Source organism: Nocardia sp. NPDC050793 (genome assembly GCF_040654065.1).
Classification (GTDB): Bacteria; Actinomycetota; Actinomycetes; order Mycobacteriales; family Mycobacteriaceae; genus Nocardia.
The window spans coordinates 78,926-102,794 of sequence record NZ_JBFAHG010000003.1 but is presented as its reverse complement, the minus strand read 5'-3'; the positions used below and the strand labels follow the sequence as shown (position 1 = coordinate 102,794).

Sequence of the window (23,869 nt, the reverse complement as noted above, 5' to 3'; positions counted from 1 at the left end):
ATAACCATGGCTCTCGCACCCACATCTCCGGTGGACAATCTCGCCCGTCCCTTCGACCCACCGCTCGGCTCGCTGGCCGCCGCGGCTGTCGGACTGTTCGTCGCCGGCCTCGTAGTCAGCACGGTTCGCGCCGGTGGCGACCCCTTTCCGTCACCCTTCACCGATGCGGGCGACGCGCTCGCCTACTTCCGCGATCAGTCCGCCGCCGTGCGCACCGGCGCAATTCTCCAGTACGCGAGCGCGATCCCGCTGGCCGTGTTCGTGGCGGCCGCCGTCACTCGGCTGCGGCGCTACGCCGATGGGTTCGGCGCTTCGCTCGCGGCTGTCGGTGGCGCCCTCGCGGTGGCGTTCCTGCTTTGCTCCGGCGTGGTCAGCTGGGTACTGACCGTCCCGGAGGTCACCGCGGACCCGGGCGTCGTGCGCGCCCTGCACACCCTCGCTTTTCTGCTCGGCGGCCCCGCCAATGTGATGACCTCCGGGCTACTGGTGGCGGGCATCGCGCTGGCCGCGCAATCCGGAAAGCTGCTCGGGCCGTGGGCGATTCGGATCGGCTTCGGCATCGCGGGCTTGGCCCTGCTGACCACCGTAGCCCTGACCTTCACCGCCGCCGCGGTCGTGCTGCCCATCGCCCGGTTCACTGGCATGACGTGGCTGGTCGTCGCCGCATTCCGGATGCCACGTTCGTAGATCCCTCCACCCGAAGACAATTCAGGAGCTGTCATGACCACCGAACTCATCAGCAAATTGGTTCGCTTCCAGAAGCCCGAGCTGTCGCTGCCGTATCTGAACGGCATCGACGAGGCGCACATCGCCGCCCTTTTCGGTTTGGAACCCGACGAATACCGTTCGCTCCGTGACGATCTGGACAAGCAGGCGCGGGCCGCCGCGGCGGAGCTGCTCACCGAACCGGAGATCGCCGCACAGGTCGAGCGACTGCCGTTCGCGCCGGGGACACGGGTGGTCGCGCTCGGGGAAAGCAGCACGGCAGACCGGCTGTCGTGGTTCGAAATCCTGCGACACATGCTGCAACTGCACCGGCCGGATGACGACATCACCTTGACGAATCTCGCACTCGCCGGCGCCACGACGACGCAGGTCCTCAAAGGCTCACTCGCCTTCCTGCAGCCGGACTGGGTGCTGTGCCAGCTGGGCGCCAACGACGCACAGCGGCTGGGGCGAGACGGGGAGCGAGTGGTCAGTGCAGAGGAGACCGTGCGAAACTTCGACCTCTTGCGCGGACGGGCGCCCCAAGCGCGGTGGGTGTGGCTCACCCCGACCGACATGGACGAGAAGCTGCTCGCCGAATTTCCTCCCTTCCTGGCAGCCGGAATCAGTTGGCGCGCAGCGGATCACGCCGCGACCGCGGCCGCCCTACTGGAGCGGCCCGAGGTGGTGATCGACACCATCCCCGCCACCCGGCCGACACCGGATCGACGCTTGTTCGAACCGGACGGCGTCCATCTCACCTTGGCCGGGCAGGTCGCGGTGGCGCGGGTCGCGGTGGCCGAGCTGTCCCGGCTGAGCTGAGGAAGACCCCGAGCGCGACCCACCGCCGAAGAACGACGAGCAGGTGGGTCGCGCGAGCCCCGATCAGGGAGTCGCAACCCCTGACCGCCGCAGGGCCACCAGTTCGGTTGCACACCATCTCGCGACCACGGTCTACCGCGCCGCCATCGCCGTGGCGCCCGGAGACACGCTCCTCTGAAGCCGAAGTGACGAGGTCGGTGAGCCGAACGCTCGGGCCGTTGACCGTCCAGGCTGCGATTCGCCCGTCAGCGCGACTTGGTGGCCCACAGGATGACGTTCGTGCCGAAGAACTTCTTCTCCCACCCGATGTCCTGGAAGCCGAGCCCACGGAGAACGTCGGCGACTTGTTCCGGTGAGGCGAAAGCGAGGGTGCTGGATTCGAGATAGCTGTAGGACGAGCGGTCGCGAGCCACCACCTGGCCGAGCAGCGGAACAATGATGCGCATTCCCCACTCCACCACCGGCTTCACCCACCCGCTCGGCGGGCACGTTTCGAGAATGACGATCCGGCCGCCGGGCACGAGGATCCGGTGTTGTTCGCGAAGCACTCCGTCCAGGTCTTCGACGTTCCTGAGAAGATAGCCCTCGGTGATCCCGTCGAAAGACTCGTCGTCGAACGGCAGATGGGCCGCGTCCGCGAGCTGCCAGCGGACCGCCTGCGCACCGGGTTTCGCCCGTGCACGAGTCAGCATCTCCTCCGAGAAGTCGACGCCCGTCACGGTCACGGCAGGGTATCGCCGCGCCGCCTCCAACGCGATCACACCGGTCCCGGTGGCGATGTCCAACAGTTGCCCACCCGCGGGTGGCGCGACGCGCGCGGCCACTTCCCGGCACCATCGTGCGTGCCGGCCGAGCGTCATGAGGAAATTCATCCGGTCGTAGTAGCCGGCGACCCTCTCGAAGATCCCGTGCACTTCGGCGCGTTTGCCCTTGTCGATGGTCACTCGGCCTCCACTTGTGACGGACTCGTGTTTCGACCTTCCAACGTAGCCGAGACCCCGAACCGCACCGTCGCCTGGATTGCCTTGCCGCGCCGAACTACTCGTCGCAGGCGAATGGATTCGGCCGACAAGTATTGCCACGGACTTCCAACCGATCGTTCAACGATACTGTCAACACCATGAACACCGCTGACGAGGATCAGACAATCGAGCTCAGCATGGACGAGATACGCGAGGTCACGGGCTATGCCGTGGCTTGCGCGGAGCCTGTTCTGGCGATCTTCGAGCGCGACTGCCCGGATGACCTGCGCCCCAGGGCCGTGCTCGACGAGGCGCGCAGGTTCGCCGCCGGAGGCAAGCGGACGAAGGCGCTTCGGATGACCGCGCTGGATGCGCACAGGGCCGCACGGGCAGCCGCGGAGATGCGTTACGAAGCCGCAGCCGACGCGGCGCGCGCCGCCGGTCACGCGGGAGGAGCCGCGTACTTGCACCCGCTGGCGAAGGCGACCCAGGGCGGTCACATCCTCATGTCGGCCGCCCACGCGGCTCGCGCACTCGAACTCGATGCAGGCGACGACCGTAACGTGGGCGACGAATATATAAAGAAGGCAACTGGTTTGGCCAGCCCGATCGTCGTGAACGTCCTGACGCGTTACCCACCAGCCCCCAGCGGTCGCGGCCGTGCGGGAGAGCTATGGCGGAAACTGGACGCGTCGTTGCGCCAGCACGCGATCGATCGTTGACCGACGGCCGCCCCAAGCCACCGCGAGCACCCTCACGCAGAAGACCTTGCCATCCGAAAGATCGAGTCTGTTAACTCGCTTGTTGCCGAGCGCTAGTGCGCGCGGAACAGACTGAGCCGTCGGATCCGGGTCGGCGAAAGCGTTGGTGTAGATGAGGATTGATCACGACGTGGCGGCGAGCGGGTTCCGTCACGAAATGCTTCCCGACGAGCGTGGACGGTTCGGCGTTTTCGGTGGCAGATTCGTACCGGAGGGACTGATGGCCGCGCTGCTGGATCTCGAAGCGGCCTACCTTCTGGCGCAAGCCGATTCGGGTTTCGAGGCGGAGTACCGGAAATTGCTGCGCGATCGCGTCGGCCGGCCAACGCTGCTGCATCAGGCGCGGCGGTTCGCCGAGTTGCTGGGCGTGCCCGGCGTGCGGGTCTATCTCAAGCGCGAGGACATGGCCCACACCGGAGCTCACAAAATCAACAACGCGCTCGGGCAGGCGCTGCTGGCGCGGCGGATGGGCAAGCGAAGGATCGTCGCCGAGACCGGCGCGGGCCAGCACGGCGTGGCCGTCGCGACGGTATCCGCGATGCTCGGCCTGACCTGCGCGGTCTACATGGGCACCGACGACATGCGGCGCCAAGCGTCGAACGTGGTCCGGATGCGTCTGCTGGGCGCCGAGGTGCGACCGGTCGACAGCGGATCGCGCCGGCTCAAGGATGCCATCAGCGAGTCGGTCCGCGACTGGGTGGCGAACCTGGACACCACCCACTACTTGTTCGGCACCGCGGCCGGTCCCGCGCCGTACCCGCGGATCGTGCGCGATTTCCAGACGGTGATCGGCGCCGAGACCAGACATCAGATCACGCGCGCCGAAGGCAGACTGCCCGATTACGTTCTCGCCTGCGTGGGCGGCGGCAGCAACGCCATCGGTGTTTTCCACCCGTTCACCGACGATCTCCAGGTGCGGCTGATCGGCGTCGAAGCGGCCGGGCTCGGCGTCGACACCGGCGCGCACGCGGCAACGCTGAGCATGGGCAGCCCGGGTGAGATCGACGGCTCCTACAGTTACCTGCTGCAGGACGAGGACGGCCAGATCGCGCGGACCCACAGCATCGCGGCCGGACTCGACTATCCGGGTGTCGGCCCCGAACTCAGCCATCTGAAGGACACTGGCCGGGTGAGCTATCGCGCGGCCACCGACGCCGCCGCACTGCGCGGGATGCAGGCGCTCAGTCACACCGAGGGCATCCTCGCCGCGCTCGAATCCGCCCACGCCGTAGGACATTTGCTGGACATGGCCGACTGCGGAGAGGTTTCCGAGGACTCCGTCGTCGTGCTGTGCCTGTCGGGTCGCGGTGACAAGGATCTCGCCGTCGCCGCCGACCGCCTCGGCCTGGCATAACCGCTGCTATCGTCGGGGGTGTTCATGGCGCCGGGTGAGGGACCGCGCGCTACACCCGCGCACGAGGACGAGCCCTCTTGAAGTATGTACTCCGCCCGGTCCTGTTCCTGGCGATTCCTGCCCTGCTGATCTTGCTGCCGTGGTGGACGTTGGTGGCCGCGCCGACCCAGGGAACCGGTTCGCTGTTCTGGCTCGGTTCGGCGCTGTTCGCGCTGGCGTTCTGCTGCCTGCCCGCATCGATGTATCTCGGCCACGGACCCGCGCAGTCGGATGCCGCCTCGATCGTCGGCGACACGCTGCTCGGCGTGACGTGGGTGGTGTTCAGCTGGTCGGTGTTCGGCAACCTCGCCGGCCTCGGACTTGCGGTCGCCGGTGTCGACGATCCGGCCCGCTCCCGAATCGTCGCCGCGGGTGTATTCGCCGCCGCTGTCGCGCTCGTGGTGTTGGGTGTGGTCGAAGCGCGGCGGGTGCCGCGGGTTCGCACCGTGGAGGTGTCCATCCCCGGGCTCGGTCCGGCGCTGGACGGCCTGCGTCTGGTGGTCGTCACCGACACCCATTTCGCCGCGCTCGACCGATTGCGCTGGTCGGAGCGCGTGGTCGACGTGGTCAACGCGCAACGTCCCGATATCGCCTGTCACGCTGGTGATCTCGCGGACGGCTCGGTGGCGAAGCGTCGCGCGCAGGTCGATCCGCTCGGCAAGGTCGAGGCCGAGCTCGGCCGGTTCTACATCACCGGCAACCACGAGTACTTCGGCGACGCGCAAGGCTGGATCGACCACATGAGTTCGCTCGGCTGGCAACCGCTGCACAACCAGCACGTGACGGTGCGCCGCGGGGACGATCACCTGGTGATCGCGGGCATCGATGACCCGACGGGCGTCGGCTTGACCGGTCATGGCCCGGACCTTCCTGCCGCGCTCGCGGGTGCAGACCCGAAAGCGCCGGTCGTCCTGCTCGCCCACCAGCCCAAACAGATCACCGACGCCGCGGCCGCCGGTGTCGCGCTACAGATCTCCGGCCACACCCACGGCGGCCAGATCTGGCCCTTCCACTATCTCGTCCGGCTCGACCAGCCCGTCGTCGCGGGACTGAGCCGCCACGGCGACACCCAGCTCTACACCAGCCGGGGAACCGGCTTCTGGGGGCCGCAACTGCGGGTCTTCGCGCCGAGCGAAATCACGGTGCTGGTGCTGCGTTCCCAGTAGCGGAGCGGTCAGCTACTCCGCATATCGACATTTCGGTTCCCAGCTGGACGGCATGTATTCGTGTAGCTGGGCTCGTGTCACGTAGGGAGCAGCAAGCTCACATGCCGCGTTCGCATCCCAGAGTGGCTGCCAAACCCGCACCGTTGTGTCGTAGCTGGCGCTGGCCAGTCGGCTGCCGTCCTGGCTGAACGCCATCCCATTCACCCAGCCGGTGTGGCCGACGAGTGGTTCGCCGATCGACCGCCCGGTGGTCGTATCCCACAAGCGCACCGTTGTGTCGAAGCCGCCGGAGGCCAGCTGCCTGCCGTCCCGGCTGAACGCCACCGAGAAGACCGCGTTGTAGTGGCCGGTGAGCGGGTCGCCGACCTGCCGCCCCGTCGCCGGGTCCCACAACCGCACGGTGCTGTCCCGGCCTGCGGTGGCCAGTCGGCTGCCGTCCGGACCGAACACCACCGCGTTCACCCCGTTGGTGTGGCCGGTGAGGGGTTCGCCGACTGGCCGCCCGGTGGCCGGGTCCCACAACCGCACGGTCTGATCGGCGCCGGTGGAGGCCAGCCGCGTGCCGTCCGGACCGAACGCCACCGAGTACACCCCGTCGGTGTGGCCGGTGAGCGGTTCGCCGACCTGCCGCCCCGTGGCGGGATTCCACAACCGCACGGTCTTGTCCCGGCTGGCAGTGGCCAATCGAGTGCCGTTGGGGCTGAACGCCACCGAGTACACCCCGTCGGTGTGACCGATGAGCGGTTCACCCACCGGACGTCCGGTGGCCGGATTCCACAACCGCACGGTTTTGTCCCGGCTGGCAGTGGCCAATCGAGTGCCGTCCGGGCTGAACACCACCGAGTACACCCAGTCGGAGTGACCGGTGAGCGGGTCGCCGACCTGCCGCCCCGTGGCAGGGTCCCATACCCGCACGGTCTGATCGGCGCCTGCGGTCGCCAGTCGGGTGCCGTCCTGGCTGAACGCCGCCGAGAACGCCCAGCCGGTGTGACCGGTGAGCAGGTCACTCATGGGCCGGCCGGGCAATAGATCCCATACACGGACGGTCTGGTCCGCGCCTGCGGTGGCCAGCCGGGTGCCGTCCGAATCGAACGCCACCGAGTACACCGGGCTGGTGTGACCGATGAGCGAGGCGCCGATCTGCTTGCCGCTGGCCGGGTCCCACAACCGCACCGTCTTGTCGAAACCGGCGGAAGCCAGTCGAGTGCCGTCCTTGCCGAACGCCACGGAGTACACCCAACCGCTGTGACCGGTCAGCGGTTCGCCCACCTGCCGCCCGGTGGTCGGATCCCACAACCGCACCGTTTTGTCGAAACTTCCGGAGGCCAGCCGAGTACCGTCCGGGCTGAAGGCTACCGAGTACACCTCGTCGGAGTGGCCGGTCAGCGGTTCGCCGACCTGTCGCCCGGTGGCCCGGTCCCACAACCGCACGGTCTGATCGGCGCCCGCGGAAGCCAGTCGAGTGCCGTCTGGACTGAACGCCACCGAATACACCCAGCCGGTGTGCCCTGTGAACGGTTCGCCCACAGGGCGGCCGGACGCAAGGTCCCACAACCGCACCGTTTGATCTGCGCCTGCGGAGGCCAACTGGCCGCCGTCCGGGCTGAACGCCACCGAGTACACGCCGTCGGTGTGGCCGATGAGGGCGTCGCCGACCTGCCGCCCGGTGGCCGGATCCCACAACCGCACCGTTTTGTCGTAGCCAGCGGAGGCCAGCCGGGAACCGTCCCGAGAGAACGCTAGCGAATACACCCCGTTGTTGTGGCCGGCGAGCGGTTCGCCGACCTGCCGCCCCGTAGCCGCGTCCCACAACCGCACCGTTTTGTCGTAGCCAGCAGAGGCCAGCCGAGTGCCGTCCGGGCTGAACGCTATGGCCGTCACCGAGTCGGTGTGACCGGTGATCGGGGCACGAATCTGCTGCGCGGTGCGGTGGCTGAAGGCGACGCCGGCGTTGGCCAATGCGTTGCTGGCCTGCCAGAGCGGGGCCGGAGTAGCCAGACCGCCCTCGGCGGCGAGAGCGAGGGCCACCGCGGGATTGCCGGTGGCATCGCGGGAGGCCGCCGTGAGGGCGAGAGCGACCGCGTCGTTGCGTTGGCGTACTGCCTCTTGTTGCTGCACGATCGCGACCGCTGCCGCGGCGATCGCCACGACGGTCAGCAGGACCAAACCTGCGATGGCGGCGCGGCGCAATCGCCGGAAGCGGCGTTGCTCACGCAGATCCTCGCTGGCGAGTTCGTATTTCGGTTTGCCGTGGATCGGCGCGGCCAGATCGATGATCTTCTCCCGGAAGATCGCCGCGCGGTGATCCCACGGCGCATCCTTGGAGACGTCGACGTAGAACGGTTCGGTGGCCAGGACTCCGGGCTTCGTCAGCACCGGCAGCGCCACGTCGGAACGGTCCGGGTCGAATCGTCCCGTGTGCTCGTCCCAGGTCAGGTGTCCATTGGCCACGACGAACAACAGCCGGTCCGGTCCACGCCGCGCCAGCCAATGGGCGACCTCCTTGTTGACCCAGCCCGAGGCGGCCGAGTGCGGGGAGAGCACCACGATCAGGTAGCGGGCGCGGTCCATCGCCCCGGTCACCTTGCCCCACAAGTCGGGGCTGGCGGTCAGGTCGGTGGCGTCACGGAACACCCGCAGCGCGTGCAGGTGGCCCATGCGCCTGCCGATGCGGTGCAGACCCTTCTGAATTCCCGCGGCGACCGGCCGATCATCGTGGGCATAAGAGATGAAGGCGTCGTAATCGAACGACTCCCCGTTCCCGCGGGCCTGCCCCGGAACCTCCGGAGCCTGAGCACACATGGGTCAGCTCCCTGCTCACAGGTCGAGACGCATGAACTGGACTATCCGAGCGTGACGCACCCGAGTTCGGAAGTCGCGCGTAGTCCCCTACTCGCTTTCGCAGCAGTGCCAGCCTGATTGCACCCGGCTACCGCCACTCCATGACGGCGGCCCCGGCGGCTCCCGCTCCCCGAGACCGCCACCTCGGTGACCAACCCGCCTCGCGGTGCGGCCGGCTTGTTCGGCTACTGCGACGCCGTTGTCGTTGCCGTTGTCGCGGTCGCTTCCGGCGACGACGTTGCCGTGGTCGTGGGCGGTGGCGCGGTCGTGGTCGTGGTCGGCGGAGCCGCGCTGGTGGTCGTGGGGCGAATCGGCTCCGGACAGACGCCTTCTCGCACGCCGATATTGTTGATCTCGTTGTTGGAGCGGGGATCCCCGGCGTAATCGATCTTGTCCGTGCACTTGACGTAAACGGGGCAGGGTTCGGGCCCGCAGTAGTCGGTGCCGCCGGGCGCCGGAGGCGGGTAGCTCGGGTCACCGCAGAGGGTCACGCCACAGGTGTCCGTGCCGCCCTCCACCGGGTGAGGTTCTGGCCCCACACCACTGATGACGATGGTTCCGCAGTTGTCGGTGCCCCCAGGAGCGACAGGCTGACCGGCCCCTGCCTGCCCGGAACCCGACCCTTGACCACTGCCCGCCGGCCCGACACCGGGGCTGCCCGGCACCGCGGTGCTGCTGGCTGGGGTCGTGGTCTTCGAAGAGCTGACGGAGCTCACCGTCGTGGTGCTCGCACCCGGCGCGGCGGAACCCTGCTCGTCCGCCGAGCACCCGGTCACGATCAGCACCGGTGCAACCACGCCCAGCACCAATCCGGTGCCCGCACGCCACCGGCGGCTCTTCCTCAACATCTGTACGATCCGCACAGCCTCTCCTCTGAACATGCCGCCCGGCCCGAATAGGCCAGGCGTGCAAGGGTTCCGGCAAACCGGAACGATCGGTAAAGAAATCCCCTGCGAAAGTCGTCGGATGATCCCCGGTCGTTACAGCCACTTTCAGCGGTGTCCAATCCCCAACGCTCACGGGACTCCGGACTGCGGGTTCGTCTTGCTGGAAGGCGAACTGCCGCCAGCCTCTTCACCCGAATCTTCAGCCGGTGCAATGCCTCTACTGAGGTAGCGCACTACTCACGATCCGTGCGCACCCGTGCTGAAGACTCGGATCATTCCGCCATGCGGTTCGATGCCACCTCACGAACCGGGAGAAGACCATGTGTGCTCGTACTGCGGAAGCTCCGGGGTTGCCGCCTTGGGAACACGGGAAGTCGTTCGACTACGACGCCTTCATCTCCTATACCCACCGTGATCGACCGGTCGCGGCGGGCATCCAGAAGGCCATGCACCGGATCGGCAGGCGGGTGGGCCGTTTGCACGCACTGCGGGTGTTCCGCGACGCCACCGACCTGACCGCCAGCCCGGACCTGTGGGCCAGGGTCATCGACGCGATGGACCGGGCTCGCTACCTGATCGTGGTGCTCTCCCCGCACGCCGTGACCTCCGGCTGGGTGAACAAAGAGGTCGCCCACTGGCTGCGGAAGCGTGGCCCGGACCGGCTGCTGTTCGTCGTCGCCAATGGACACCTGGTCTGGGACGAAGCTGCCGGGCGGTTCGATCCGGACCGGTCCGATGTGGCGCTGCCGGCGCTGGCAGAGCCGGGCGTCCTCGCCGCGGAGCCGTTCTACGTCGACGTCAGCGACGATGCGCCGTGGGATCCCGCGGCGCCGATGTTCCGGGAGAAGGTCACCGACCTCGCCGCCCCGATCCACGGCAAACCCAAGTACGAACTGGCCAGTGAGGACGTACGCGAGCAACGCCGTTTCCGGCGGTTGCGGAGCGCCGCCCTCACCGGCCTGATCCTGCTGACGATCTGCGCGGTCGCCGCTGCGGTCCTCGCGCTCGTGCAACGGCAAGCAGCTCTTCACCAACGAAACGAGGCAGTGGCTCGACGACTGACCGCCGAGGCCCAGTCCATGCTCGCCCGGACCCGATCCGGCGGCGATGTGCGCGCACTACAGCAAATCCTGGCCGCGCAGGAGATCGCTTCGAAGCCGGACGAGGGCACCCTACTCGACGCCCTGATCGCGCGGCGCGACGTATTCACGGTCATCAGGACCGCCGCCGAGGTGCGCAACGCGACGTTCAGCCCGGATGGTCAGCGGATCGCCTCCAGCGACGGCCACACTGTGCAGGTATGGAATGCGAGTACAGGACAACCGATCAGCCAGGCGGTGACCGGACATGACGGCGACGTGCACGCCGTGGCGTTCAGTCCCGACGCACGACGCGTCGCATCCGCCGGCGACGACGGCACGGTGCGGCTGTGGGAGGCGGCCACCGGCCAGCCGATCGCCCAACCTCTGATCGGGCATGAGGGCCCGGTGTACGCGGTGGCGTTCAGTCCAGACGGACAGCGGATCGCTTCCAGCGGTTGGGATTCCACGGTGCGGCAGTGGGATGTGGCCACCGGCCAACCGATCGGCCGGCCGCTCATCGGCGGCTGGGGGGGTGTGGCGTACAGCTCGGACGGGCAGTGGATCGCTTCCGCTTCCGGCGACACCGTGCAGGTGTGGGATGTGAACAATGGCGAACGAATCGGCGAGCCGATCACCGGGTTTCCGGGTCCGGTGGAATGCATGGCGTTCAGCCCCGACGGACACCGGATCGTCATCGGCAGCGGACGTACCGAGGGCACCATACAGATATGGGACTTGGACACCCACCGACCGGTCGGCCAGCCGATGACCGGTCCGGACAAGACGACCGGTTATGACGATGAGGTATGGAGCGTGGCGTTCAGCCCGGACGGGAAGTGGATCATCTCCGGAGACCACGACGGCACCGTGCGGCTGTGGGACGCGACCACCACCCAACCGATAGGCGAACCTCTCACCGGGCACGAGGGCCCGGTGTGGAGCGCGGCGTTCAGCCCGGATGGGCGACGCCTTGTCTCCGGCGGTCCGGACGGCACTGTACGGGTGTGGGACGCGGACCCGGACCCATCGATCGGCAAGCCCCTGCTGAGCCCCTCGGACCGAGCAGAGATCGCCGCGCTCAGCGCGGATCACCGGTACATAGCCACCCGGTCCGGCGGCACCATGCAGGTGTGGGATACGAATACCGGCCAACAGATCGGGCAGCGCCTCATCGGCCTTGGAGAAGCGGTGAACGCGGTCGCGTTGCGCCCGGACGCGCAGCAGATCGTCACCGGCGGGGAAGGCAACCTGCGCCTGTGGGACGTCAGCACCGGTCAGCCGATCAGCGAGCCCATCACCGGGCACAAGGGCCCGGTGCGGACCGTAGCCTTCAGCCCGGACGGGAAACGGATCGTCTCTGGAGATGACGACGGCACCGTGCGGCTGTGGGACGCGACCACCGGCCAACCGATCGGCCCGCCCCTTACCGGCCATCAGGACGCGGTGGAAACCGTGTCGTTCAGTCCCGATGGGCGGAGAATCTTCACAGCCGACAACACTGACATGCGGCTGTGGAACACAGTCACCGGCGAACTGATCGGCCAACCAATGACGACCGGTCCGATTCAAGCCATCGCGATCAGCCCGGACGGAAAGCGGATCGCCACCAGCGGTGAGGGCGTGCGATTGTGGGATGGCAGCACGAGTCGACAGATCAGTTCGTCCGCACCGCCCGGAACTTGGAACTCCGTGCATCGCATGGCGTTCAGCCCCGACGGCAAGCGGATCGTTTCCGGCAGTCACGACAAAACCCTGCGACTGTGGGAGGCTGACACCGGACAGCCGATCGGCCAGCCTCTCCTTGGGCATCAGGACGCGGTGTGGAGCGTGGCGTTCAGCCCTGACGGCCGCTACATTGTCTCCGGCTCGGGTTCGATGTACACCATCGACACCACCGTGCGACTGTGGGACGCAATGACAGGTCTGGCGATCGGCCAGCCGATGACGGGGCATCGCGGTACCGTACGAACCCTGGTATTCAGCCCCGACGGTCGCCACATCATCTCCGATGGGGGCGAGGGCACCGTGCGCCTGTGGCCCGCCCCTGCGGCGTGGAGGGACGAACTGTGCGCCAAAGTTCCTGAAAACATGAGCCGAACCCAGTGGGACGCATGGGTTTCCCCGGACATCGACTATGTAGCAGTCTGCCCCGGCCTTCCGATTGCCGCCGACGACGCCACGCATTGAGGGAGACGTCGCAACATAGGTTCGCCCTCCTCTGCCATCAGGGTTGAGGCGGCGTTCCCTCGACTGAATCCCGCGCCGGGCCACTGACAAGACGGCGTCTACCGGCCGGGTGAGGATGACGCCGGCCTGGCGGATCTGCTCGGCGGTCGTGGCCTGCGGGCGGCCGAGGCGTTGCCCGCAGGAATGCACCGACCACTCGAGCCCGAGATCGAATCCCGACAACAGGCAGTCGCATACTGCGGCCAGTCGGTATGCCGAACAAGTTTCTGATCCACGGAGTTCACGTCGGCCGGCCCGTGAGCCTCTATATATGTGAACGGCAAACTCAATGAGGAAGCAGGCTATGAGCCCGACCACTGCGTTGCTGGTGACATCGCTCGGAATCCACATTCTGGTCTTCGGTGGGCTCTGGCTACGTCTACGCGCCTGCGCAGAGCAACAGCGCGGGCACCGGCGGTACTTGATCGGGCTCGCCCGCGTGTTGCCCGGTGGCAGTCGGGTGGACGACATACACGGTGATGGGCGCCGGACCCGTCTGATTATCGGTCCCGAGCCGGAGCCGCGCTCGTGACCGATGGCCACGACAATCCGAGCGGACAACTCCACCCGGCCGCCACGTCTCGAATCGCCTTCAGCCCGCTCGACTTGGAGATCGCCGCCTTCAGCGCCTTCTACCGGGAGACCCTGCCGCGGCTTGTGGCCTTCCTGGAACAGCATGGTGCTCGCCGAGCTGACGCCGCTGACATTGCGCAGGAAACGATGGCGAAAGCCTGGAGGGCGTGGTCTACCATCGATCACCCCACAACCTGGGTATTCACTGTCGGCGGCCGTGAATACGCGCGGCGGAACAGCAGACTGGAGGAAGACCCGGTCGCAGAGGTGTCGGATCGAACCGCCCTACTGAGCGGGCATCTCGAGTTCGACGCCGTGGAACGCCGCCTCGATTTCTTGCGAGCGTTGGCGACACTGCCCCCTCGTCAGCGGCAGGTCATGGCTTGGAGCTTTGCCGAGTACACGCCGATTCGAATCGCTCGCATCCTCCGGATCAGCCCGGAGGCTGTCCGGGCCAATCTGATGAAGGCTCGTCGGACCATCGCGACCAATTTGGATGCGAGTGAGGAATGATGACTGATTTCGTCCGAGACCAGAACCCCGCTGTCGATCGTTGGCTCGCTGAACAGCACCAGGCGCTGATCGAGGACGTGACTGCTTCCCTCGATATCGAGGCTGGCCTGCGCGAGATCTTGATACCGGTGCAGCACAACGCCTATGTAGCCAAGCTCCGCGAAGAACTCGACATCGAAGCCGGACTGGCAGCGATCCTCTCCCCGCCCCCCACTGAACCACGACATGACCGAACCGATGCCGCGAGCAAAGCCCGAGGCGCGGGTGAAAGCCGAGCTCTCAGTGAGGGGAAAACCCCGGCCACAGCGGCCGCCCCAGGGGAGGTCACTGCCCCCGGTAGCAGACTTGACCGCGACGAGGAGCCAGACTTCAGCGAGGTAGTGGACCTGAGCGAGGTAGGGGTTTGGCAACCAGGAAGCTTCCCATCCTGGCAGTCCGTCAGCCCTGATATCCGATGGGTGATCCGAACGCTTGTCTACCGCGGATTGAACGATGCCTGCGACGCCGCACGCTACCTCAAAGAGAAGGTCCTCGATGAACCTCTCGGCCTGCGGCTCGCGACCTCGCCTACTCTTGATTGCAAATCGATCATCCTGGATTTCGACAAGTGGCTTGTCATACCCGAGGCGCTCAAGCGAGTATCCAAAAGCCAGAACGCCATTGCCAAGACGATCCCGGCGCAGCATTCAGACGAAATCCCCTCCATCAACAAGATGCTCACCCACCTAGAGGATCTCGCCGACTTCGCCGACCACGTCGCGAAGTTGGCGCGGCAAGTCCGCAACATGGTCGATACCGGCACCAAGGCAACGGTTCCGATGCCCTCGTCATTCGCCGCCGAGCGCACTACAGCTCTTTGGAGCCATGTATCTCTGCTGACCAGGGAACTTGCGAATCAGGTGATCCGAGTCCGCGGAGCCTTCAACGACTTCACCGGCGCGGACCTCATCGACCTGGAGATCGGCACGGAGGAGTTGGATGGAATCCGTTGGTCGTCGCAAACCCGATGGCCTCCACACTGGCAGGCAGAAATCGAACTCGACTCTGTTCCAATCGGTTCCGACGTCTACCAAGTCAAGAAAGGGGTGCGCCATCCCGCCTCGGTGTAGCAGGCATGACGCTGGTCGTTTATCGGCGGTCAGAAAACCGGAGGCGCAGACCGACTGACAGATCGCAGGGCAGATAGTCGTTGCGAGACAGTGGATTTGGATTCCGAACTGAGCGGGTTGCTGGATCTACGTGAGGTTCGTCGCGATCCGAGTCGCCGAGCGGTGTCGGCAACGCGAAAGGAACAGAACGGCCACTCCGCAGCAATACGGCGGTGATGAGGTTGCACCGTCGCCCGATCCGGGCGATTCGCACCACCGATGGGGAGGTCACGTTGTGCAGGTGAACGTCTGATGTTCGAATCTTGTTACACGCCAGTCGATATCGCTCACCTGCTACGACACCGATACGGCCTTCCGGTCGAGCTGACCGCCGAACGCGCGATGGTTGTGTGTGGGCCGCGAATCGGTGCGCTCGACCTTCCCCCCGAACTCGGATCTCGCGTTCTGGCGTTGCTTGCCGATACCTGCCCGCCGGTCATCAGCGATCAGCGAGATACACGGTGGACCTTTCTGATCGAACCACTGACGCCGTCGAGCATGTCACGGTTCACCGAACTCGGAGTCGTCCCACGTCGAGCCGGGCGACGAGTACTACTCCCCATGTCGGACAACGGATTCGGCTGCCGTTGGGCATCACGGCCCAGACCCGGCACCCTGCGCCTGCCCGCGGAATCGGATGTCCTCGACGCGATCGAACGCCTGGGCACGGTGCCGACCTCTCACTCGGTCGAAACATGTCCGGCGATAGAGCACCTGGTCGCCCCGCTCGCCTGCACGACGGGACGGCCGAAGCTATGAATCCCAACCCGTCCTGACCCCCGGATCGAATACTCCTGGGCCGGGCGGGGATTCGCCTGAACGAACACCGGACGTCGGCTCCCGAGGCCGCGTAACAGTGGACAGATGTGACGTGCGCCACGACATTTCGGTGTTACGGAACAGCAGTGCCCGGCGTCTGATGGATGAACCACAGGACAGCGAACAGGAGCCACCCCATGGTCGGTAAATCGCAGAAGTGGCCGGGCGACAGCAGCGAGGACTCGGCGACCGCGGCGTTCGTCGCCCATCGCAACCTGCTGTTCACCGTCGCCTACCAGATGCTCGGCTCGGCCGCCGACGCGGAAGACGTTTTGCAGGAGACCTGGTTGCGGTGGGCAGGGGTCGAGTTGGACGCTGTCCAGGATCAGCGCGCGTACTTGGTGCGGATCACCACCCGCCAGGCGCTGGACCGGCTGCGCACCCTCGGCAGGCGCAAGGAGTCCTATGTCGGACCGTGGCTGCCCGAGCCGCTGCTCACCGCGCCCGACGTGGCCGAGGACGTCGAGCTGGCAGACAGCGTCTCGATGGCGATGCTGCTGGTGCTGGAGACGCTCACACCGACCGAGCGGGCGGTGTTCGTGCTGCGTGAAGTGTTCGACGTGGGGTACGAGGAGATCGCCGAAGCCGTCGGCAAGAGTCCGGCGGCGGCACGCCAGATCGCTTACCGGGCACGGGCGCACGTCGCGGCACGCCGACCGCGCGGCATCGTCTCCGCCGCCGAGACCCGGGACGCGCTCGACGCGTTCCAGCGTGCGATCGACACGGGCGATCTACAGAACCTGCTCGACATCCTCGCGCCGGATGTCGTGTTCCTCGGCGACGGTGGCGGCATCGCGCAAGCCGCGCTCGCACCAATCGTGGGAGCGGACAATGTGGCTCGCGTGCTGACCGCCGGGCTGGGCAGGACCGCGGCGAGCGCGAGGCAACTGGCACAGGTCAACGGCTATCCGGCGCTGATACTTCGGCGCGACGGCGAGATCGACACCGTCGTGGCGGTGCGCATCGACGACGGCCTCGTCACCGGGCTGTACGCCATGCGCAATCCCGAAAAACTGTCCCGCGTGCTGCGCGAGACCACCCTGTCCCGTTGACCGGCATACCCGCCGAATTCGTCCGCCCTACGCGGACCGCGCGGCGGCGAAGTGGCGCATCGACGTGCCATCCCACACCCCGGCGGCGAGGGCCGCGTCGTACTCGGTGCGCAGCCGCGCCACGAGATCGGCGACCGAGGTGACCTCGTCGAGGGTGCCGACGCCCTGTCCGGAGCCCCAGATGTCACGCCAGGCTTTCGCCCCGGTGTTGCCGCCGGAGCCGAAGTTCATCGTCGACGGGTCGGACTCGGGGAGGTCGTCCGGGTCGAGACCGGCGGCGACGATGCTGCCACGCAAATAGTTGCCGTGGACGCCGGTGAAGAGGTTGGAGTAGACAATGTCGGCGGCGGTGCTGTCGACGAGCATCTGCTTGTACCCGGCGGCCGCATTGGCCTCGTGCGTCGCTATGAACGCGGAGCCGACGTAGGCGAGGTCGGCGCCGGCGGCCTGCGCCGCCAGGATCGACGCGCCGTGCGAGAGGGCGCCGGAGAGCAGCAGCGGCCCGTCGAACCACTCGCGGATCTCGCGAAGGAGCGGGAACGGCGAAATCGTTCCCGCGTGCCCGCCCGCGCCCGCCGCGACAGCGATGAGTCCGTCCGCGCCCTTCTCGATCGCCTTGCGCGCGAACGCATTACTGATGACGTCGTGCAGCACGATTCCGCCGTAGGAATGAACAGCGTCGTTGACCTCGGGCCGTGCGCCGAGCGAGGTGATCACGATCGGGACCTGGAAGTCCACGCACGCCTGAAGGTCGGACTCGAGCCGGTCGTTGGACTTGTGGACGATCTGGTTGACGGCGAAGGGGGCGGCAGGCGCGTGCGGGTTCGCGGCGGTGTGCGCGGCCAGGTCCTCGGTGAGCTGGGCGAGCCAGTCGCGCAGGGCCGACGCGGGGCGGGCGTTGAGCGCGGGGAACGAGCCGATCACACCGGCTTTGCACTGGGCGCTGACGAGTTCCGGGCCGGACACGATGAACAGCGGCGACGCGACGACGGGGAGCGCGAGCGGAACGCGAAGAGCGGAAGGCAGAGTCATGGTCGATCTTTCCGAGTGGTGAGTGGTGCGTGGTCGGGATTGCGTCGTGTCAGGAGAGCCAGGGCAACCGGTCGGCAGGTCGTCGGGCACTACCCGGCCGGGGAACTTGGGCGGGTTGCGCCGACGCATCGGAGTGTGCCGGGCGGGATCGGCGAAGAGTTATCCGAGCGCGACGCTTTTTTATCCGAGTGCGACAATCTCGCCGTGAGTCATATTCGCTCCGCCAGTCTGCGCGGCTTCAGGAGCGTCGTCGCCGAGCTCGGGGGCGACGCGGATTCGCTGGCGCTCGCGGTCGGCCTGTCGCCGAAGTCCCTCGACCTGGACGACGACCTGGTTCCAGGAAGAGTGGCCGCGGCGTTACTGGAGGTTGCCGCGGAGCAATTGCGGTGCCCCGACCTCGGTCTTCGGGTCGCTGGACGTCAATCCGTGTCCGTTCTGGGGACACTCGCCGTCGCGATGACGAACTCGCCGACCATCGGCGCCGCGCTCGATTGCCTGTCGCGATATCTCTCCTCGTACGGCCGATTTCTCACGGTATCCATGGGTGACGATCCTCAGCATCGTCGCGGCGTGGTCGGGCTGTACTACGGACCGGCCACTGCGGCGGGTCCGGTGCAGGCCGTCGATCTGGGGATCGGCTTCACCCACCGGGTCATCACCTACCTCAATGGCGGACCGTACGGTTTGCTAGGCGTCCATCTCCCATACGAGTCCCCGGTCTCGCCCCGCGACTACGCGGACTACTTCGGAGCGCCGGTCCGAACTCGGCAGCCGCAACCGGCCGCCATACTCCGCCTCCCCGCGGCACTGCCGAATCTGGAACTCGTGGGCGTCAACGACACGATTCGTCAGCTCGCCGTCGCATTCCTCGCCGAGCAGACGTCGAACGGCAAGACGGACATCGTGTCCCGCACCCGAACCGCGATCAGGGAATCACTCGGCACTGGCACGGTCGAGCTGGCCGGGATCGCGCGGTTGCTGATGATGCACCCCCGCTCGCTCCAACGGCACCTCGAGCAGGCAGGCGTCACCTTCGGCCAGCTGCTCGACGACACTCGTCGCGAAACCGCGCTCCGGCTCTTGCTCGGCACCGACCTGCCGCTCGGCCACATCGCGGGCATCGTCGGTTTCGTCGAGCAGCCGTCGTTCTCGCGGGCCGCCCGGCGCTGGTGGAAGCTCTCCCCCAGTGAGGTCCGGCGCACCCGCCGCATCTGACGTGACATTTTTCCAAGACACCCCCGCGGTGCGCTGGCGATGCTGGCAGTCGAATCTGCAAGCGCGACAGCCCCATGGAGGAGAAATGAACGACGGCACCGGCATCGAACGACCGCCGCTGGGTATCCGGCTGCTGCATGCCGTGCGCAAGGCGCCGAACTGGTCGACGATGACGGCCGACGAATTGGTCGCCTACCGCGACGCGGAGAACCGCAGGCGGTCGTCCCGTCTCGGGCGGGTGATCACCGGACGCCCGGCCGACGGCGTCGCGATCCGGTGGCGCGAGGTGACACTGGCCGACCGTGAGGTGCGGGTCCGGGAGTACCGGCCGTCGACCGAGCACCGCGGTGACCTGCCGCTGGTATTGCACGTGCACGGCGGCGGGTTCGTCGGCACGGCGGTCCAATGCGACTGGTCCAACAGCTATTTCGCCGCGTCGCTGCCCGCGGTCGTCGTCTCGGTCGAGCACCGCCTGCTCGCCGAAGGGACTCCCCTCTCGGCGGCCGTCGACGACGGCTGGGAAGTGCTGCGGCACGTGGTGCTGCACGCCGCGGAATGGGGAGTGGACCCGGCGCGGACGGTGGTCGTCGGCGAGAGTACCGGCGGGTTGATCGCCGCGCTGTCCGCGATCCGAGCCAAAGCATCCGGCCTGCACCTGCGCGCGCAGGTGCTGGTCAATCCCGTGACGGACGTGACCGGGACGGCGTTCGACCATCCCTCGATCACCCAGCACGCGGACAGCCCGACCCTGAACATGGCGCAGCTGCGGCTGTTTCAGCGCTTGGCGGCGCCGCCGGGATCAGATGCTCGTGCGGTGTCGCCGCTGCTCACCGAGGATCTCGGCGGGCTGGCCCCGGCGCTCGTGGTGGTGCCGACCATCGACCCGCTGGCCGATCACGGCCGTCGCTACGCCGAACGGCTGCTCGCGTCCGGGACGCCTGCGCGGCTCACCGAACATCCCGGTGCGCCGCACGGCTTCCTCAGCATGCCGGGCCTGGCGCCGCAGGCCAAGGCCGCGCGCACGGAGATCGCCGCGTTCCTCCAGGATCATCTCGACGAATCACCTTCGGTCGCCCCGAAATCGAAGAAGGCGGGAAGGCGATGACCATCACCGATGTAGTCGAGTCGAGTGAGCGGTCCGCCCCGGATACCGACACTGCGGCGAGTCAGCGCACTGCCTTGCCGCTGCGCCCCTATCTGGGCGCTTTCGCCGCCGTGGTGATTTTGCAGGTCATCGGCGCCGTCGCCGGTTTGGCTCCGCTGCTGGCTGTCGTGGAATTGGGCCGAGCCTTGTTGTCGCCCAACCCGATCGATCACGGCCATGTGTGGACCGTGGTGATCGTGGGTGCGGCCGGTCTGCTGGTGCGGCTGCTGTTCACCGCGGCGTCCTCGGGAATCGGGCATCTTCTCGACGGCTACGTGCAACTGTCGTTCCGGCGGCAGTTGGCCGCGCGATTGGGGCGGGTGCCGATCGGCTGGTTCTCCCGGCGCCGGACCGGTGAGCTGGCGAAGGTGGTTGGCGAGGACGTCAGCGCCGTGCACCCGTTGATCGCTCACACCCCCGGCGAGCTCGTCGCGGCATTCGTGGTTCCCGCGGTGTCGCTGGTCTATCTGTTCACCGTCGACTGGCGGCTGACGTTGATCACGCTGATCCCTGTGGTGCTGGCCGTGGCGCTGGTTCCGCTGATGATGACCCCGACCCGGCTGCGCGAGCAGGCGGATTTCGACGCGGCCATGGGACGGATCGCCAGTTCCGTCGTCGAGTTCGTGCAGGGGATCGCGGTGGTCAAGGCGTTCGGCGGATCGGGGCGCGCGCATCGTAAATTCCGCACGGCCGCAGACGATTTCGCCGACATCTTCCTCCGGATGGTGCGCGGTCTCGCAGGCATCGCCGCCGGGATGCAGCTGGCACTCTCGCCGCCGTTCGTGCTGCTGGTGGTGCTGATCGGCGGCGCGGCGCTGATCACGGCCGGTGACATGCCACCGGCCGACCTGCTGCCATTCCTGCTGCTCGGGCTGGGCCTGACCGCTCCGGTGGCGGCGCTCGGCCACGGCTTCGACGATCTGCAGGCCGCCCGGCGCGCGGTCGGCCGGATCCAGGAGGTGCTCGCGGTGCCGTCGCTACCTGAGCCGGCGCACCCGGTCGCACCGCAGGGTCACCGCGTGGAACTGCGGGACGTCCGGTTCGGCTACGACCCCGATCACGAGGTGCTGCGCGGGATCGACCTGGCGCTCGAGCCGGGCACTGTCACCGCGATCGTCGGGCCGTCGGGCAGCGGGAAGTCCACGCTGGTTCAGTTGTTGCCGCGGTTCTTCGACCCGACCCACGGTTCGGTTCTGCTCGGCGGAGTCGATCTGCGCGACGTCGGCAGCAGGCGGCTCTACCGGATGGTCTCCTTCGTCTTCCAGGACGTCCGCCTGCTGCGCGCGTCGGTGGCGGACAATATCGCGCTGGCGGTACCGCACGCCGACTTGGACGACGTGGTTCGCGCGGCTCGGCTGGCCAACATCCACGATCGAATTCTCGAGCTGCCGCGGGGATACCACTCGGTGATCGGTGAAGACGCAGGGCTGTCGGGCGGTGAGGCCCAGCGCATCTCGATCGCCCGCGCACTGCTCGCCGACGCGCCCGTCCTTGTGCTCGACGAGGCGACCGCCTTCGCCGATCCGCAGACCGAACAGGCGGTGCGCCAAGCCCTTTCGACGTTGTCCGGCAGCAAGACGATTCTCGTCATCGCGCATCGGCTGGAGACGGTCGCCGACGCCGACACCGTCGTGGTGCTGGAGAACGGGTCGATCGTCGAGCGCGGCAGACCGGCCGAGCTGCTGGCGCGAAACGGAAAGTTCGCCGCGCTCTGGCGATCCCAGCGATCGATCACCGACGAGATGGAAGGAGACGGACCCCGATGATTCGAATGCTGCTGCGGGTGCTCGGACACGAGTACGCCCGGCCGGTGCGTCGCACCGTGGCCCTGATGACGACCACCGCGATCGTCGAAGGCTTGTCCTACGCGCTGCTGGTTCCCGTGCTGCGGGCGCTGTTCGGGGACACCCCCGAGGATGCGGTGCCCTGGCTGATCGCGTTCGGCGTCGCGGTCGCGGTCTACGGGGTGCTGCGCTATGTCAGCGACCTGTCCGGGTTTCGCGTCGGGACCACGCTGTTGCGCGGTGTCTATCACCGTCTCGGCGATCATCTCGCCCGATTGCCCATCGGCTGGTACACCGAAGGCCGTGTTGGAGACGTGTCGATCCTGGCCAGTCGCGGTGTGCTGCAGGCGATGAGCGTGATCGCGCACATGCTGGCGCCGCTCGTCTCCGCGTCGGTGACTCCCCTGGCGATCCTCGTCGTCATGCTCGCCTTCGACTGGCAGCTGGGGCTGGCCGCGTTGGCCGCCGTGCCGATCGTCGCGGCGACCCAGATATGGACGGGCCGCTCGATGGCCGCGGTCGACGCCGAGCGCCACGAACGCGACCGTGAGGCCGCGCGACGAGTCATCGAATACCTTCAGGCCCAGCCGGTGTTGCGCGCCGGGGGACGAACCGCCGAACGGTTCCGGTCACTCGACGACTCGCTGCGGGAAGTCGGGCGCGCGTCCCGCAAGCAAGCGCTGTCGGCGCTGCCCGGCGTGCTGGGCTCGACACTCGTGGTGCAGGTGATGTTCACCGCGCTGCTGGTCCTCGGCGCCTACCTCACCCTCGGCGGGACCATCGGCGCGGCAGAGGTTCTGACGATTCTGGTGCTCGCCGCTCGCTGCGCTGATCCGCTGCTGTCGCTGGCCGAAATCGGTGGCCAAGTCCGCAGCGCGCGTGCCGAATTGACCAGGCTCGACACGGTTTTGCGCACCGAGCCGCTGCCGGAACCGCGCGAACCCCTCCGGCCGGAACATCACGACCTCGCGTTCGACTCGGTCACCTTCCGGCACGGCGACCGCACGGTGATCGACAACGTGTCGATTTCGCTGCCCGAGGGACAGCGGCTCGCCGTCGTCGGCCCGTCGGGTTCGGGCAAGAGCACACTGCTTCAGTTGCTCGCTCGGTTCTACGACGTGGACGCGGGTGCGGTGCGCATCGGCGGGGTGGACGTGCGGGCCGTCGACACCGAGGTCCTGATGGCACAGTTCGCCATCGTCTTTCAGGACGTGTATCTCTTCGACGGCACGATCGAGGAGAACGTGCGTCTCGCCCGTCCCGACGCCGACGACGCCGAGTTGCTTGCGGCGGCGACCGCGGCGCGACTCGACGAGGTGATCGAACGCCTGCCCGACGGGTGGGCCACGAACGTCGGCGAAGGCGGCGCACTGCTGTCCGGCGGCGAGCGCCAACGTGTCTCGATCGCGCGCGCACTGCTGAAGAACGCGCCCATCGTGCTGCTGGACGAGGTGACCTCCGCCCTGGACCCGGTGAGCGAGGCAGCCGTCCACGCGGGCATCGAGCACCTGATGGCGGGCAGGACGGTGGTGATGGTGGCGCACCGGCTGCGCACGGTCCAGCGCGCCGACCACATCGTCTTCCTCGACGGCGGCCGGATCGTGGAACAGGGCACCCACGACGAACTGCTGCGCCAGGGCGGGCGCTATGCCGATTTCTGGGAGGTCTCCATGGCGCCCGCAGCGAGCTGACAGCGCGCGTCGCACCGAAGTAGCAGTGCCCGGGCGCTTCTGATGCCGGTGCG

General features: G+C 67.4%; 17 protein-coding genes. 13 read left to right on the top strand and 4 right to left on the bottom strand.

Going from position 1 to position 23,869, the window contains the following annotated elements:
• The first annotated feature begins 6 nt into the window (after positions 1–6).
• Both AB0H50_RS10955 and AB0H50_RS10950 read left to right on the top strand, forming a co-directional pair.
• Positions 7–687 carry a hypothetical protein gene (locus AB0H50_RS10955; protein WP_357449667.1) on the top strand — a complete coding sequence of 227 codons (681 nt, stop codon included), beginning with the start codon at positions 7–9 and terminating at the stop codon, positions 685–687.
• 33 nt (positions 688–720) lie between these two features.
• Positions 721–1,527 carry a GDSL-type esterase/lipase family protein gene (locus tag AB0H50_RS10950; RefSeq protein ID WP_357449664.1) on the top strand — a complete coding sequence of 269 codons (807 nt, stop codon included), beginning with the start codon at positions 721–723 and terminating at the stop codon, positions 1,525–1,527.
• A gap of 245 nt (positions 1,528–1,772) precedes the next feature.
• Here the strand turns inward: AB0H50_RS10950 and AB0H50_RS10945 are convergent, their stop codons facing one another.
• A complete protein-coding gene (locus tag AB0H50_RS10945; protein ID WP_357449661.1) occupies positions 1,773–2,471 on the bottom strand; it encodes a ubiquinone/menaquinone biosynthesis methyltransferase in 699 nt (232 codons plus the stop codon).
• Between the two features lie 176 nt (positions 2,472–2,647).
• On the opposite strand from AB0H50_RS10945, the gene AB0H50_RS10940 reads away from it, so the two are divergent.
• The 3 genes from AB0H50_RS10940 to AB0H50_RS10930 all read left to right on the top strand — a co-directional run bounded on the left by AB0H50_RS10940 (position 2,648) and on the right by AB0H50_RS10930 (position 5,809).
• The gene (locus AB0H50_RS10940) at positions 2,648–3,211 is read left to right on the top strand and encodes a putative immunity protein (RefSeq protein ID WP_357449658.1); all 564 of its coding nucleotides are present in this window, start codon (positions 2,648–2,650) and stop codon (positions 3,209–3,211) included.
• A 151-nt stretch (positions 3,212–3,362) separates the two neighbouring features.
• A complete protein-coding gene (trpB, locus tag AB0H50_RS10935; protein WP_357449655.1) occupies positions 3,363–4,604 on the top strand; it encodes a tryptophan synthase subunit beta in 1,242 nt (413 codons plus the stop codon).
• A gap of 77 nt (positions 4,605–4,681) precedes the next feature.
• Positions 4,682–5,809: a metallophosphoesterase gene (locus AB0H50_RS10930; RefSeq protein ID WP_357449653.1), complete on the top strand. Its 1,128-nt coding sequence runs from the start codon at positions 4,682–4,684 to the stop codon at positions 5,807–5,809.
• 12 nt (positions 5,810–5,821) lie between these two features.
• On the opposite strand, the gene AB0H50_RS10925 is transcribed toward AB0H50_RS10930, so the two are convergent.
• Positions 5,822–8,611, bottom strand: coding sequence for a TIR domain-containing protein (locus tag AB0H50_RS10925; RefSeq protein ID WP_357449650.1), 2,790 nt, complete (start codon positions 8,609–8,611; stop codon positions 5,822–5,824).
• A 224-nt stretch (positions 8,612–8,835) separates the two neighbouring features.
• Positions 8,836–9,498 carry a hypothetical protein gene (locus tag AB0H50_RS10920; RefSeq protein WP_357449647.1) on the bottom strand — a complete coding sequence of 221 codons (663 nt, stop codon included), beginning with the start codon at positions 9,496–9,498 and terminating at the stop codon, positions 8,836–8,838.
• Between the two features lie 389 nt (positions 9,499–9,887).
• On the opposite strand from AB0H50_RS10920, the gene AB0H50_RS10915 reads away from it, so the two are divergent.
• From AB0H50_RS10915 to AB0H50_RS10900, 4 genes are all read left to right on the top strand, one after another.
• Positions 9,888–12,806, top strand: a complete 2,919-nt coding sequence (locus AB0H50_RS10915; protein ID WP_357449644.1) for a TIR domain-containing protein — start codon at positions 9,888–9,890, stop codon at positions 12,804–12,806.
• Between the two features lie 567 nt (positions 12,807–13,373).
• Positions 13,374–13,931 carry a sigma-70 family RNA polymerase sigma factor gene (locus tag AB0H50_RS10910; RefSeq protein WP_357449642.1) on the top strand — a complete coding sequence of 186 codons (558 nt, stop codon included), beginning with the start codon at positions 13,374–13,376 and terminating at the stop codon, positions 13,929–13,931.
• Positions 13,931–15,040, top strand: coding sequence for a hypothetical protein (locus tag AB0H50_RS10905; protein ID WP_357449639.1), 1,110 nt, complete (start codon positions 13,931–13,933; stop codon positions 15,038–15,040). Before AB0H50_RS10910 ends, AB0H50_RS10905 begins: the two co-directional genes overlap by 1 nt.
• Before the next feature lie 995 nt (positions 15,041–16,035).
• A complete protein-coding gene (locus tag AB0H50_RS10900; protein ID WP_357449636.1) occupies positions 16,036–16,950 on the top strand; it encodes an RNA polymerase sigma-70 factor in 915 nt (304 codons plus the stop codon).
• Between the two features lie 27 nt (positions 16,951–16,977).
• Here the strand turns inward: AB0H50_RS10900 and AB0H50_RS10895 are convergent, their stop codons facing one another.
• A complete protein-coding gene (locus tag AB0H50_RS10895; protein WP_357449633.1) occupies positions 16,978–17,982 on the bottom strand; it encodes a nitronate monooxygenase family protein in 1,005 nt (334 codons plus the stop codon).
• A 135-nt stretch (positions 17,983–18,117) separates the two neighbouring features.
• Between AB0H50_RS10895 and AB0H50_RS10890 the strand changes: the two genes are divergently transcribed.
• The 4 genes from AB0H50_RS10890 to AB0H50_RS10875 all read left to right on the top strand — a co-directional run bounded on the left by AB0H50_RS10890 (position 18,118) and on the right by AB0H50_RS10875 (position 23,816).
• Positions 18,118–19,197 carry an AraC family transcriptional regulator ligand-binding domain-containing protein gene (locus tag AB0H50_RS10890; protein WP_357449630.1) on the top strand — a complete coding sequence of 360 codons (1,080 nt, stop codon included), beginning with the start codon at positions 18,118–18,120 and terminating at the stop codon, positions 19,195–19,197.
• A gap of 85 nt (positions 19,198–19,282) precedes the next feature.
• A complete protein-coding gene (locus tag AB0H50_RS10885; protein ID WP_357449628.1) occupies positions 19,283–20,302 on the top strand; it encodes an alpha/beta hydrolase in 1,020 nt (339 codons plus the stop codon).
• Positions 20,299–22,107: an ABC transporter ATP-binding protein gene (locus AB0H50_RS10880; RefSeq protein ID WP_357449625.1), complete on the top strand. Its 1,809-nt coding sequence runs from the start codon at positions 20,299–20,301 to the stop codon at positions 22,105–22,107. The genes AB0H50_RS10885 and AB0H50_RS10880 overlap by 4 nt, the downstream gene beginning before the upstream one ends.
• Positions 22,104–23,816 carry an ABC transporter ATP-binding protein gene (locus tag AB0H50_RS10875; RefSeq protein WP_357449622.1) on the top strand — a complete coding sequence of 571 codons (1,713 nt, stop codon included), beginning with the start codon at positions 22,104–22,106 and terminating at the stop codon, positions 23,814–23,816. The genes AB0H50_RS10880 and AB0H50_RS10875 overlap by 4 nt, the downstream gene beginning before the upstream one ends.
• The last annotated feature ends 53 nt before the right edge of the window (positions 23,817–23,869 follow it).